12 protein-coding genes are annotated in these 13,561 nt (G+C 68.8%); 9 read left to right on the top strand and 3 right to left on the bottom strand.

Translation table 11 applies throughout. The annotated features are described in order from the left end of the window. Positions 1-94: 94 nt before the first annotated feature. On the top strand, positions 95-1,717 hold the full coding sequence (locus HWX87_RS01200) for a glycoside hydrolase family 32 protein (protein ID WP_176045273.1): 1,623 nt from the start codon (positions 95-97) through the stop codon (positions 1,715-1,717). An 86-nt stretch (positions 1,718-1,803) separates the two neighbouring features. On the opposite strand, the gene HWX87_RS01195 is transcribed toward HWX87_RS01200, so the two are convergent. Next, positions 1,804-2,553, bottom strand: a complete 750-nt coding sequence (locus HWX87_RS01195) for an SDR family oxidoreductase (protein WP_176045272.1) — start codon at positions 2,551-2,553, stop codon at positions 1,804-1,806. A gap of 122 nt (positions 2,554-2,675) precedes the next feature. Beyond that, entirely contained in the window at positions 2,676-3,593 is a 918-nt protein-coding gene (locus HWX87_RS01190; RefSeq protein WP_176045271.1) for a LysR family transcriptional regulator, read from the bottom strand. A gap of 163 nt (positions 3,594-3,756) precedes the next feature. Between HWX87_RS01190 and HWX87_RS01185 the strand changes: the two genes are divergently transcribed. From HWX87_RS01185 to HWX87_RS01150, 8 genes are all read left to right on the top strand, one after another. After that, positions 3,757-5,241, top strand: coding sequence for a PLP-dependent aminotransferase family protein (locus tag HWX87_RS01185; RefSeq protein ID WP_176045710.1), 1,485 nt, complete (start codon positions 3,757-3,759; stop codon positions 5,239-5,241). A 95-nt stretch (positions 5,242-5,336) separates the two neighbouring features. Continuing rightward, entirely contained in the window at positions 5,337-5,774 is a 438-nt protein-coding gene (locus HWX87_RS01180; protein WP_176045270.1) for a carboxymuconolactone decarboxylase family protein, read from the top strand. A 10-nt stretch (positions 5,775-5,784) separates the two neighbouring features. After that, positions 5,785-6,204: a cupin domain-containing protein gene (locus HWX87_RS01175; RefSeq protein WP_176045269.1), complete on the top strand. Its 420-nt coding sequence runs from the start codon at positions 5,785-5,787 to the stop codon at positions 6,202-6,204. A gap of 276 nt (positions 6,205-6,480) precedes the next feature. Continuing rightward, a complete protein-coding gene (locus HWX87_RS01170; protein ID WP_176045268.1) occupies positions 6,481-7,173 on the top strand; it encodes a TetR/AcrR family transcriptional regulator in 693 nt (230 codons plus the stop codon). Then, positions 7,170-8,135 carry an HlyD family efflux transporter periplasmic adaptor subunit gene (locus HWX87_RS01165; protein ID WP_176045267.1) on the top strand — a complete coding sequence of 322 codons (966 nt, stop codon included), beginning with the start codon at positions 7,170-7,172 and terminating at the stop codon, positions 8,133-8,135. The genes HWX87_RS01170 and HWX87_RS01165 overlap by 4 nt, the downstream gene beginning before the upstream one ends. Next, on the top strand, positions 8,132-9,079 hold the full coding sequence (locus HWX87_RS01160) for an ABC transporter ATP-binding protein (protein ID WP_176045266.1): 948 nt from the start codon (positions 8,132-8,134) through the stop codon (positions 9,077-9,079). The genes HWX87_RS01165 and HWX87_RS01160 overlap by 4 nt, the downstream gene beginning before the upstream one ends. Next, a complete protein-coding gene (locus tag HWX87_RS01155; protein ID WP_176045265.1) occupies positions 9,076-10,230 on the top strand; it encodes an ABC transporter permease in 1,155 nt (384 codons plus the stop codon). Before HWX87_RS01160 ends, HWX87_RS01155 begins: the two co-directional genes overlap by 4 nt. Positions 10,231-10,240: 10 nt before the next feature. Beyond that, entirely contained in the window at positions 10,241-11,731 is a 1,491-nt protein-coding gene (locus tag HWX87_RS01150; RefSeq protein ID WP_176045264.1) for an efflux transporter outer membrane subunit, read from the top strand. A 217-nt stretch (positions 11,732-11,948) separates the two neighbouring features. Here HWX87_RS01150 and HWX87_RS01145 read toward each other — a convergent pair whose 3' ends face one another. Beyond that, on the bottom strand, positions 11,949-13,169 hold the full coding sequence (locus HWX87_RS01145) for a porin (protein ID WP_176045263.1): 1,221 nt from the start codon (positions 13,167-13,169) through the stop codon (positions 11,949-11,951). Between the last annotated feature and the right edge of the window lie 392 nt (positions 13,170-13,561).

Raw genomic sequence — 13,561 nt, 5'->3', positions numbered from 1 at the left:
CCTCCCTTTTTTCTTTCGACCATCGCGCATGCCGCCGTTGCAAGCGGCATGCGCCCTCCTTGCCCGCTTCGCCCGACGAAGCACCGGACCGCGCATGAATTCGACGTCTTTCCGCCTTACCTTCCGGATCGCCCGGTTGCTGCTCGCCTGCCTGGCGTGCGCACCGGTCGCCGCCGCACCGTGCAACGCACCGGCCAACGACGGCACGCCGCAATGGCGGCCCGCGCTCCACTACACGCCGCAGCGCAACTGGATGAACGATCCGAACGGCCTCGTCTACGACAACGGTCGTTATCACCTGTTCTATCAATACAATCCGCTCGGCAACGACTGGGGCAACATGTCCTGGGGCCATGCGACGAGCAGCGATCTCGTCCACTGGCAAGAGCAGCCGGTTGCCATGCGCGCGAACGCCAGCGAGGAAATCTTCTCGGGCTCGATCGTCGCCGACACGCTGAACACGTCCGGCCTCGGCAAACCGGGCCGCACGCCGCTCGTCGCGCTATATACGAGCGTCTACAAGCCCGGCTCGGGTCACGCACCGGGCATACAGGCCCAGTCGCTTGCCTACAGCCTCGACCAGGGCACGACCTGGCAGCCGTATGCGCACAACCCGGTGCTCACGCTCGATCCCGAATCGAAGGAATTTCGCGACCCGAAAGTGTCGTGGTATGCGCCGGGCGGCTACTGGCTGATGACGACGGTCGTCGCCGACGCGCATGTCGTGAAGCTCTATCGCTCCGACGACCTGATCCACTGGAATTTCCTGAGCGACTTCACGCGGCCGGGCGTGCCGCACGACGGCGCGCTGTGGGAAATGCCGGACCTCGTGCCGCTGCCGCTCGACGACGATCCGACACGCATCAGGTGGGTCATGATCGTCAACGTCAACCCGTGGTCGATCGCGGGCGGTTCCGGTGCGATGTATTTCGTCGGCAACTTCGACGGCCGCACCTTTGTGCCCGATCGCGTCGCGCCCGCCGGCTCCGATCCCGCGCAATTCCGCTGGGTCGACCACGGCGCGGACTTCTACGCGGCCGGCACGTTCTCGGGCGCGCCTGGCGCACGGCCCGTCGCGATCGCGTGGATGAGCAACTGGGATTACGCGGCGAAAGCGCCGACCTCGCCGTGGCGTGGCGCGACCACCCTGCCGCGCGCGCTGTCGCTGAAGACGATCGACGGCGAGCCGACGCTCGTCGTCGCGCCGGCCGCCGCATTCGACGCGTGGGCGGACAGCCGGCCCGCCGTGCACGAAGGCGACCTGACGGTCGACTCCGCGACGCGTGCGCTGTCGGCCGCGACGCGCGGCGTGGTCCAGCGGATCACGGTGACGATCTCGCCTCGGCAAGCGGCGCGGGCCGGCCTGATCGTCAGAGGTTCGGCGGACGGATCGACCGGCACGCGGATCGTCTATGACACGGCGAAGCGCACGCTGACGCTCGACCGTTCCCGCTCCGGCGAAACGAATTTCGCCGGCACGTTCAGCCGCGAGCACATCGTGAACCTGCCGCTCGAGCGCGGGCAATTGCGGCTCGAGATCGTCGTCGATCGCGGATCGGTCGAGGTGTTCGCGAACGGCGGCCGCGTCGCGCTGACCGACCTGATCTTTCCGCCGCCCGGCGCGGACCGCGTCGCCGTGTTCGCCGAGCGTGGCCGCGCGACATTCTCCGGGCTCACGGTGACCCAGCTCGAAGCCGGCGCCTGTGCGTCCCGATAGGCACGGTTCGGCTGCTCCGTCCCGCTGGTGGCGGGGACCGTCCGCCCGGCGTTGCGTCGCACGGTGCGGTCCCCGCCTGTCGCGGCTCAGAGCAAGCCCATCCCGCCCGACGCGATGATTTCCGCGCCGACGATGAACGCCGATTCCGCCGCGCTCAGGTGCAGCACCGTCGACGCGATTTCTTCCGGCGTACCGAAGCGGCCGACCGGGACGAGGCCCTTGATCTTGCCGGCCGTCTCGTCGAGCGTCGCGGCGTCGAGCCCGAGCTTGCCGTACAGCGGCGTCTGCACCGGCCCCGGGCTCACGACGTTCACGCGCACGCCGTGCGGCAGCAGTTCCGTCGACAGCGTCTTCGCGAACGAATTGACGGCCGCCTTGCTCGCCGCGTACACCGACGAGCCGGGCATCCCGATGTGCGCGTTGATCGAGCCGTTGATCACGATCGACGCACTGCGGTTCAGCAGCGGCACCAGCGACTGGATCTGGAAATACGCGCCCTTCACGTTGGTGTTGAACACGAGGTCCCACATGGCCTCGTCGCTGTCGGCGAACGGCGCGAGCTTCGCGACGCCCGCGTTGATGAACACGGCGTCGAGCCTTGCGCCGGCCGTCGCGATCGCGTCCGCCAGCGCGCGGGCCGACGCGACGCTGCCGGCCTCGTTGCGGATCGCCAGCGCGCCTTCGCCGAGCGATTGCCGGGCGGCTTCCAGTGTCTCGACGTCGCGCCCGGTGATGATGACTCGCGCGCCTTCGGCCGCGAATGCCCTGGCGGCCGCCAGGCCGATGCCGCTGTTGCCGCCCGTGACGAGGACCGTTTTTCCTTCGAAGCGTTGCATGACGTTCTCCTGTGAACCGGTAAGTTGACCGTGAACACAGGATGCGCGCGGCGCGCGGCCTTGCCGTACGACGGGCGTGACGAACACGTTCGAAAACATCGAACATGTTCGGACGGCCGCTTTCAGCCGGTCACGTCGATCCCGTCGAGCAGCCGCTGCGCGAGGCGCGGCTCGCGCAGTTGCTCCAGCCACCATTGCAGCGCGCGGCCGTCGCGGTCGCCATGCCACGCGACGTAAAGCAGGTTCGGCTCGCGCGGACCGGCCGTCTGTTTCTCGACCAGTTCGCCGCGCGCCAGCAGCGAAGTCACGCGCCGGCGCGGCACCCAGCCGACGCCGAGCGCGTCGCGCTGCGCGAGGATCTTCGCGCGCATCGACGGCACCGCGAGCACGGCTTGCCCGCCGAGCAGCCCATAGGCACGGCCGGCCGCGCGCCGCGACGAATCGGCGACGACGACCGCGCGATGCGCGCCGATCGCATCCCGCGTCAGCGCGCCGTCCACGGCGGCCAGCGGATGGCGCGGCGACACCGCGAACACCCACTCCATCGCGCCAAGCTCGAACCATTTGAAGCCGGGAATCGCCGGCGGCTCGTTGGTCGCGCCGACCACCAGGTCCGCGCGGCCGTCGCGCAACGCTTCCCAGGTGCCGCCGAGCACTTCGTGCGTGAAGCGCAGCGACACACCCGAATCGAGCGCGTCGAACGCGCGGACGACCGGCAGCAGCGTATCGAACTCCAGCACCTCGTCGCTGACGATCGACAGGCGGTCCTCCCAGCCGCTCGCGACCTGCCGCACGCGCTGCGTGAGCCGCGCGACGTCCAACGCCAGCCGGGCCGCCTCGTCGGTCAGCAACTGTCCAGCCTGCGTGAGTTGCAGCCGGTAGCCGCGCCGGTCGAACAGCAGCGCGTCGAACCGCGTTTCGAGCTGGCGCGCCGCGTGCGACACCGTCGACGGCGCCTTGCCGAGCCGCGCGGCCGCACGCGACAGGCTGCCGGTGGCACGGATCGCGTCGAGCAGCGCCAGTTCGTCTTCGGACAGCATGAGGTCGCTCCGGTATGAGGTTGTCGTGGATCGTAAGGCAGCGGCGGGCTGCGGTCCAATCGGGCGACGAAGGCGGCGCTCACGCCAGCAAGCCGCCGATCGGCCCGCCGACTTCCGGTATCCTGACTGGCGTCGAATCACCATGATCGAGGTAACCACTGCGATGGACATCGCGATCCGTATCGAAGGCCGTCACGACCTGACGGGACAGATCTTCCGGCAGTTGCGCACCGCGATCGTCGACGGGCGCCTCGAAGGCGGCGCGCGGCTGCCGTCGACGCGCGATCTCGCGAAACAGCTCGGCGTGTCGCGCAAGACCACGCTCGACGCGTTCGAGCGCCTCGTCGCCGAGGGTTATCTGAATACGCGCGCGGGCAACGGCACGTTCGTCGCCGACGGCCTCGCGCGTGTGCCGCACGCCGCGGCGATGTCGGCACCGTCGATCGTCGCCGATACGCCGCGCATCGACGCGGTCGACGCACGCGCGCTGTGGAACGACCTGCCCGACGCGCTCGCGATGCCCACGCCGCAGGATTCGCCGGGCTTCGACTTTCGCGGCGGCGTGACCGACAAGGCGCTGTTCCCGTTCGACGCGTGGCGGCGCTGCCTGCACCATGCGCTGCGCCAGCAGGCGCGCGGCCCCGGCCAGTACCACGACCCGGCCGGCGACCCGCAGTTGCGCGGCGCGATCGCGCGCTACGTCGCGTTCAGCCGCGCGGTCGCGTGCAGTTGGGACGACGTGCTCGTCACGCAAGGCGCGCAACAGGCGCTCGATTTGCTCGCTCGCGTCGTCGTGCGGCCCGGCGATGTCGTCGCGGTCGAGGATCCCGGCTATCCGCCCGCGCGCGCCGCGTTCGCGTCGCTCGGCGCGACCGTGATCGGCGTACCGGTCGATGCGCACGGCCTCGTCACCGAACGGCTGCCCGACGAAGCCCGGCTCGTCTACGTGACGCCGTCGCACCAGTTCCCGCTCGGGATGCCGATGACGCTGGACCGGCGCGTCGCGCTGCTCGAATGGGCGCAGCGCCGCCGCGCGGTAATCATCGAGGACGACTACGACGGCGAGTTCCGCTTCGAAGGCCGGCCGGTCGAATCGCTGAAGAGCCTCGACCGCACGGGCCTCGTCGCGTACGTCGGCACGTTCTCGAAGACGATCTTTCCCGAACTGCGGATCGGCTACGCGATTCCGCCGCGCGCGCTGCGCGGCGCGCTGGCCAAGGCAAAGCAGATCGTCGACTGGCACACCTGCACGCTGACGCAGGCGGCGCTCGCGCGCTTCATGGTCGAAGGCGATTTCGCACGGCACCTGAAGCGCGTGCAGAAGCACTACGACGCGCGCCGCAAGATGCTGATCGCGCACCTGCGCGGCGAACTCGCGCCGTGGTTCGACGCGATCGTGCCGACGGCCGGCATCCACCTTGCCGCGCACCTGAAACCGGGGATCGACGAAGCGGCGCTGGTCCGCGCGGCGCGTGCGCAGGATATCGGCCTGTACGGAATCTCGACGTTCCATGTCGGCGTGCCGGTCCGCGCGGGGCTGCTGTTCGGCTATGGCGGGATCGACGCGCTGCGCATCGACACGGCGCTCGCGAAACTGGCCGGGCTGCTCGGTTCGGGCGTCGCCGCCGGATCGCCACTGGTCACCTGAATTTCCCCGGAATTGGTTATTCAAGCAGGCCAGTCCGGGTCTTAAAGTGGGTCCTGTCGCGCCACCCGTGCGCTACCAACCGAAAAGGACCTGCCATGCAACCGCGCCTGAACTTCTATACCGCCAGCCCGAATGCCATCAAGGTGATGCGCAACGCCGAGGACTTCATCGCGAAAAGCTCGATCGAGAAGCCGCTCGCCGAACTCGTCCGCCTGCGCGCGTCGCAGATCAACGGCTGCGCGTTCTGCGTCGACATGCACACGACCGACGCACGCAAGGGCGGCGAAACCGACCGCCGTCTCGCGACCGTCGTCACGTGGCGCGAAACGCCGTTCTTCACCGAGCGCGAACGCGCGGCGCTCGAATGGACCGAGGCGCTGACGCTGGTGGCCGGCAACCACGTGCCGGACGCCGTCTGGGAAGCCGTGAAGCCGCACTTCACCGACGAAGAGCTGTTCGACCTGTCGATGCTGATCGCAACGATCAACACGTGGAACCGCTTCGCGATCGCGTTCCGCAAGATGCCCGAGTAAGGAGGCGACGATGATCCGCTCCACGCTCCATCGAGCCGCCCTGTGTGCGGGGCTCGTGCTCGGCGCCGCGCTGCCGGCCGCTGCCCATGCGCACGACGCCGGCGACAAGGTCCACGCGATCATGCAACAGGCGGTGCCCGAAGCGCCCGGCAAGCTCGTCGTCGTCGCGACCGTCGACTATGCGCCAGGCCAGGCTTCCGAAGCGCACCAGCACCTCGGCTCCGTGTTCGCCGTCGTATCGAAAGGCGAAGTGCTGTCGCAGGTGAACGGCGGCCCGCTGCACCGCTATCGCGCCGGCGAAGGCTGGTACGAGGCGCCCGGCTCGCGCCACCAGGTATCGCGCAACGCGAGCGCGACCGAACCCGCCCAGCTCGTCGTGTTCGGACTGACCGGCGAGCACGTGCCGCTCACGTCGCCGATCGATCAGTGACGACGTTTTGGGGGTGCGGGCCCGATCAGGCCCGCACCCCCGCTTCGCGACCGGCTTCCCTGCCGTTCCGCACCGCTTCCTCGCCGCTTTCCTTCCGCCGGCTTCGCACCGCCGTTCCGCATTAATCGCTTCCTACACTGCACCACCGGCACGCTGCCCGTCGTCGCGTCACTTCCCTGCCCGTCCGCGCCGCCGCTCGACGCTCGCCTGATCCCGATCAAGGGCGGCGAAAACCCTTCCTTGAAATTAACTAACTCATCAATTAGCGTCGACTGCATGAACGCGAAATCCACCATCGCCAGGCCGCGCGGGCGCCGCCCGTCGGTGGGCGATTTCGACCTGCGCGACCACATGCTCGACGTCGCGATGCAGTTGTTCGCCGAACGCGGCATCGCCGCGACGACGGTCGCGCAGATCGCCGCCGCCGCCGGCGTCACGTCCGCGATGGTCCACTACTACTTCACGAACCGCGAACAACTGCTCGACGCGATCGTCGAGGAACGGATCGCGCAGGCCATCGCGTTCGTGTGGCGGCCGACCGAGCCGCAGATCGAAAGCGATCCGGTCGCGCTCGTCGCCGAACTCGTCGACCGCTTCTTCGACGTCACGCGCCGCATGCCGTGGCTGCCGTCGATCTGGCTGCGCGAGATCATCCACGAAGGCGGGCTGCTGCGCGAGCGGATGGTCCGGCGCATTCCGCTCGAGCATGTCGGGCGTTTCGCCGAACGCATCCGCGGCGCACAGCAGGCCGGCACGCTGAACCCCGCGCTCGAACCCGCCTTCCTGTTCCATTCGATCATCGCGCTCGTGATGCTGCCGCTCGCGACCGCGAAGCTGTGGCAAAGCGCGCGCGGCCTGCCGCCGATCGATCGCGACGTGCTGCACCGGCACGTCCGCGCGCTGCTCGGTTCCGGCCTGCAGCCGCCGACCGCCGCGCCGCGCGCCCGCTCGCCGCGGAGGCCGTCATGAACGCGGCCCGCGCGCTGCCGCTCGCGCTGGCCGCCGCCGTCGCGCTGCTCGCCGGGTGCGGACGGTCGACGGACCACGGCACGACCTACCAGGGTTATGTGGAAGGCGAATTCGTGTACCTGTCGTCGTCGCAGTCGGGCACGCTGACGCAGTTGTCGGTCGAGCGCGGCCAGGCCGTCGCCGCCGGCACGCCGGCGTTCTCGCTCGAAGCCGTCAGCGAAACGGCCGCGCTGCTGCAGGCGCAGCATCAGCTCGCGGCCGCCCGCGCGCAGCTTGCCGACCTGCAGACCGGCAAGCGTCCGCCGGAAGTCGCGGTCACGCAGGCGCAGCTCGCGCAGGCCAGCGCACAGGCCGCGCGCGCCGCCGCGCAACGCGCGCGCGACGAACGCCAGTACGCGGCCGGCGGCTTGTCGAAGCAGCAGCTCGACGATTCGCGCACGTCCGCGCAGACCACCGCCGCACAGATGCGCGAACTGCAGAAACAGGTCGACGTCGCGCGCCTGCCGGGCCGCGCGCAACAGGTCGCCGCCCAGGCCGCGCAGGTCGACGCCGCGCAGGCCGCGGTGGCCGAAGCGCAATGGAAGCTCGACCAGAAACGCGTCGCCGCGCCGGCGACCGGGCGCGTGTACGACACGCTGTACCGCGTCGGCGAATGGGTGCAGGCCGGCAATCCGGTCGTGCAGATGCTGCCGCCGCAAAACCTGAAGGTGCGCTTCTTCGTGCCGGAAGCCGCCATCGCATCGCTCGCGCCGGGGCGCGCGGTCGCGATCCATTGCGACGGCTGTGCGGCCGACGTGCCCGCGCGCATCACCTACGTGTCGAGCGAGGCCGAATACACGCCGCCCGTGATCTACAGCAACGAGAGCCGGACCAAGCTCGTGTTCATGATCGAGGCGCGCCCCGCCGTCGCCGACGCACCGAAGCTGCATCCGGGCCAGCCCGTCGCCGTGAGCGTGCCATGAACGCGCCGTCCGCACCGTACGCGATCGACGTCGACCGGTTGAACAAGCGGTTCGGCGACAAGCACGTCGTGAAGGACGTGTCGCTGCGCGTCGCGCGCGGCGAGATCTTCGGCTTTCTCGGGCCGAACGGCAGCGGCAAGACGACGTCGATCCGGATGATGTGCGGGCTGCTCACACCCGACTCGGGCAGCGGCACCTGCCTCGGCTACGACATCGTGCGCGACAGCGCGCAGATCAAGCGGCGCGTCGGCTACATGACGCAGCGCTTCTCGTACTGGGAAGACCTGTCGATCCGCGAGAACCTCGACTTCGTCGCACGCGTGTACGGGATGCGCGACCGCAAGGCGGCCGTCGCGCGCGCGCTCGACGGGCTCGGCCTCGCCAGCCGCGCGGATCAGCTCACCGGCGCGCTGTCGGGCGGCTGGAAGCAGCGCCTCGCGCTGGCCGCGTGCATGCTGCACGAACCCGAGCTGCTGCTGCTCGACGAGCCGACCGCCGGCGTCGACCCGGCCGCGCGCCGCGACTTCTGGGAGGAACTGCACCGGCTCGCCGCGCAGGGCATCTCGGTGCTCGTCAGCACGCACTACATGGACGAAGCCGAGCGCTGCCACAAGCTCGCCTACATCGCGTACGGCGAACTGCTCGCGCAGGGCACGTCGGCGGAAATCGTCGCATCGCAGCACCTGTCGACCCGCACGATCACCGGCGCTCGCCTGACCGAACTGTCCGCGCGGCTGCGCGCGATGCCGGGCGTCGACCAGACGGTCGTGTTCGGCTCGGCGCTGCATGTGAGCGGCCGCGATCGCGCGCGGCTCGACGCGACGCTCGACGAGGTTGCCCGCGACACGTCGCTGCAGGTCGCACCGATCGACACCGGGCTCGAGGATGTCTTCATCTTCATGATGGGCCGCGCGGCCGCGCCGCCCGGCGGGGTGTCGTCATGAACGCGTGGGCAAGCCTGCGCGAATCGTTCTCGGTCGCGCGCTGGTGGAGCATCGTGCTGAAGGAATTCCTGCAGCTGCGCCGCGACCGCGTGACGTTCGCGATGATCGTCGGCGTGCCGATCATCCAGCTCGCGCTGTTCGGCTTCGCGATCAACACCGATCCGAAGCACCTGCCGACCGCCGTGATCGTCGCCGATGCGAGCCCGTTCACGCGCAGCTTCATCGCCGCGATGCGCAATTCCGCGTACTTCGACATCGTCGAGACGCTGCCCGACGAAGCGGCCGGCCGCCATGCGCTCGCACGCGGCGACGTGCAGTTCGTGCTGAGCGTGCCGGCCGATTTCTCGCGGCGGCTGCTGCGCGGCGAGCGTCCGTCGCTGCTCGTCGAAGCGGACGCGACCGATCCGGTCGCCACGGCGTCGGCGATCGGCGCGCTGCCGGGGCTCGTGCAGCCCGTCGCGGACAAGGACCTGACGGGTCCGCTTGCGCGCCTGAACGGCCGCCCGCCCGCGTTCGACGTCGTGCTGCACCGGCTGTACAACCCGGAAGGCATCACGCAGTACAACGTCGTGCCGGGCCTGATGGGCGTGATCCTCACGATGACGATGGTGATGATGACGGGCCTCGCGATCACGCGCGAACGCGAGCGCGGCACGATGGAGAACCTGCTCGCGACGCCCGTGCGGCCGCTCGAGGTGATGACGGGCAAGATCGTCCCGTACGTGCTGATCGGGTTGGTCCAGGTGTCGATCATCGTCGCCGCGTCGCGGTTCGTGTTCGACGTGCCGTTCGTCGGCGGCGTGTTCGCGCTCTACCTCTCTGCGCTGCTGTTCATCGCCGCGAACCTGACGGTCGGCATCACGCTGTCGTCGCTCGCGCAGAACCAGTTGCAGGCGATGCAGCTCGCGGTGTTCTACTTCCTGCCGAACATCCTGCTGTCGGGCTTCATGTTCCCGTTCGCCGGGATGCCGAAGTGGGCGCAGTTCATCGGCAACCTGCTGCCGCTCACCTACTTCAACCGCCTCGCGCGCGGCATCCTGCTGAAAGGCAACGGCTGGGCCGACCTGTGGCCGTCCGTATGGCCGGTCGCGCTGTTCACCGTCGTCGTGATGGGCGTCGCGCTGCGCTTCTACCGGCGCACGCTCGATTAGGCGGCACGCGATGAAACCGGCCCCACCCCGCGCCTCCCATGCCGCCCGCGGCTGCGCATTGGCCGCCGCCGCGCTGCTCGTCGCCGGCTGCGCGGTCGGGCCGGATTTCCGTACACCGGATGCGCCGGCCACGCAGCAATACACGCGCGGCGAGCCGCCTGCGACAACGGTCGCCGCGAGCGGCCCGGCCGGCGACGCGCAGACTTTCTCGTCGGCCACGCACACGCCGCAGCGCTGGTGGACGCAGTTCGGCTCCGAACCGTTGAACCGGCTCGTCGATACCGCGTGGCAGAACAGCCCCACGCTCGCCGAGGCGCGCGCGCGGCTCGACGAAGCGCGACAGAACCATGCAGCCGAAGCCGGCGCGACGATGCTGCCGCGCGTCGACGCGAACCTGTCCGCCACGCGCGAGCGAGTCGACACCACCGCGTTCGGGCTGCCGGCCAACGTACCGAGCCCGGGGCCGTTCACGCTGTACGACGCGTCGGTGACCGTGTCGTACGTGCTCGACGTGTTCGGCGGCAACCGGCGCGCGCTCGAAGCGCTGCGCGCGCAGGTCGACTATCAGACGTACACGCTCGACGCCGCGCGGCTGACGCTCGCGGGCAATGTCGTCGCCACCGCGATCCTGCGCGCGTCGCTCGCGCAACAGGTCGCGCTCACGCGGCAGCTCGTCGACGCGCAAGCGCGGCAGTTGCGTATCGTCGAAGCGCGCCATGCAGCGGGCGGCGTATCGCAGGCCGACGTGCATGCGCAACGCGCGCTGCTCGCGCAGACGCAGGCGTCGCTGCCGCCGCTCTCGGCCCGCCTCGCGCAAGCCGGCCACCGGCTCGCGATCCTGCTCGGCGCGCCGCCGTCCGACGCCGAGCTGCCGGATCTCTCGCTCGATGCACTCGCGCTGCCGCGCACGCTGCCCGTCACGTTGCCGTCGACGCTCGCGCGCGAACGGCCCGACATCCGTGCGGCGGAAGCCGTGCTGCACCAGGCGAGCGCGAACGTCGGCGTCGCCACCGCGAACCTGTACCCGCGTTTTTCGATTTCGGCGGGGATCGGTTCGGAACGCACGCGCATCGCGGATATCGTCAGCGGGCTCAACGTGTGGAATGTCGGTCTCGGTCTCACGCAACCGCTCTTTCACGGCGGCGAGCTGCGCGCGAAGAAACGCGCGGCTGAAGCGGCCTATGACGCCGCGTTCGCGAGCTATCGGGAAACGGTGCTGCAGGCACTGCAACAGGTGGCCGACGCGATGCGCGCGGTCGAACAGGATGCGGCCGCCCTGCAGGCGCGGGACACGGCGGCCCAAGAAGCGGCGGCCAGCAATACGATTGCCGGCGACCGTTACGCGGCGGGCGGAATCAGCACGTTCGACCTGCTCGACGCGCAACGGCAGGCGTTGCAGACGTCGCTCGACCGCACCCGCGCGCAGGCCGACCGGCTTGCCGATACGGCGGCGCTGTTCCAGGCGCTCGCGGGGCGCTGGACGGATGAGGCTGCGCAGTGATCGGTGGTCCGGCGCCGGTACCGGCTGAGCACTGCGTCATGCACTTCATGAGCGGCGCGCCTGTCAGGCTCGACTGCCGTCGCCGCCCGCTTCCATTCGACGCCCGCCGATGACGGAACCTGCACTGCGCGCAACGCGTGCCGCCCATAAAAAAACCGGCCCGAAGGCCGGTTTTTCATACCGCATGCCGTAAGCGGCGCTCGCGCGCCGCGCGACATCAGAAGCGGTGGATCATGCCGACGCCGACGCCGATCTGGTTCTGCTTCGAACCTGCGCCGACGCCGTCACCGATCGACGTGGTCGCCGCGATGATCCCGTTGCCCTTGCCGTTCAGCGTGTTGCCGCTCGCGTGCTGCCAAGCCTCAACCGCGTACAGGCCCGTGCGCTTCGACAGGCTGTAGTACTGCGACAGCGTGACCTGGTGGTACTTGGCCGCGCTCGTGATGCCGTTCGACTGCGTTGCCGCCGTGTACGAGTAGCCTGCCGCGAAGTCCCACTGAGCGGCTGCCTTCCAGTGCAGCACGGCGCCAGCCGTGTTGAAGATCGCCGTGTTCTTGAAGAACGAACCCGTGCCCGGCGTGTACTGGACGTTCGAGTACGACGCCGAAATGTCCCATGCCGGCGTGAACTGGTAGCCCGCCGTCACGGCGATACGCTGCTGCGATTGCGCGGTCGCGTAGCCGTTGTTGATCGACGAGACTGCCGGCTGGTTGCCGTCGCCCGATGCCGTCAGGCCGTTCTGGACCGTCGAGTTCGCGCCCCACACGCCGCCACCCAGCGTCGCGTTGTTGACCTTCTGGTAGCCGACTGCGATGCCTGCCGGGCCGTTCAGGTACTGGATCGCCGCGCTCCACGTCGAGCCGCGGTTCGTCGCGCCTGCGACGCCGCCGAACGAGTACGAACCGCCGACCGTGAAGCCGTAGAACTTCGGCGACATGTAGACGAGCGAGTTGTTCGCGCGGTAGCTGGTATCCAGCGAATCGATATCGCCCGGGTGCGCGCCGTAATAGCCGGTCAGCCAGGTCGTCGGGCTGTACGGCGACAGCAGCGTGTAGTACGCGGTGTACTGGCGGCCGGCCGTCAGCGTACCGTACGTGGCGTTGGTCATACCGACCCATGCCTGACGCGTGAAGATGCCGTTGGTCCACTGCGACGAGCCGTTAGCCGTGTTGACGCCGGCTTCCAACTGGAAAATCGCCTTCGTGCCGCCGCCGAGATCTTCGCTGCCCTTCAGGCCGAAGCGGCTGCCTGCCCACACGCCGGTGGACATCTGCACCTTCGAGTGACCACCCGTGGTTGCGCCGACTGCCGACGAGTTGTTCTGCCAAGCGATACCGTTGTCGACGATACCGTACAGGGTCACGCTGCTCTGGGCGTGGGCGGCGGTAGCGGCTGCAAGGCCCACTGCCGTCATGGCGAAAGCGACGCGCTTTTTCATTGATTCTCCGTCCTCAAAGAATGATTTCTTTTCTGGTGTGGTTTTATGACTGACACATGTGCGAGTACATGCCGACGCGATTCTGACGGATTACCAATTGTTTCCCAATACGTGCAGTCGGTCATCGTATGATCGACGCAACGCACGGGTTCACCAAACGGTTACATAACACCTTGAAACGCTTGTGCGGCGGGCCTTTCCGGCATTTCCCGGTGAAAACCCTAGCTTTACATTTTTACGGGTGCAACGCGACCGTCCAATGTCGTCAGACGCCTTCGGCAAAAATCATCTTACAAATGCGCGATCGCAGCTGACACCGCGATTCACGCCGCCGCGCAGGATCGCTGACATTCATGACACCCATGTTTCGTGAAACGAAATCATGAAAACGT

The sequence above is a fragment of the Burkholderia sp. BCC1644 genome (assembly GCF_902833225.1).
Taxonomy (GTDB): Bacteria; Pseudomonadota; Gammaproteobacteria; order Burkholderiales; family Burkholderiaceae; genus Burkholderia.
Note: the sequence above shows the minus strand (reverse complement) of the source record. Positions and strands in the feature narration are given on the sequence as shown.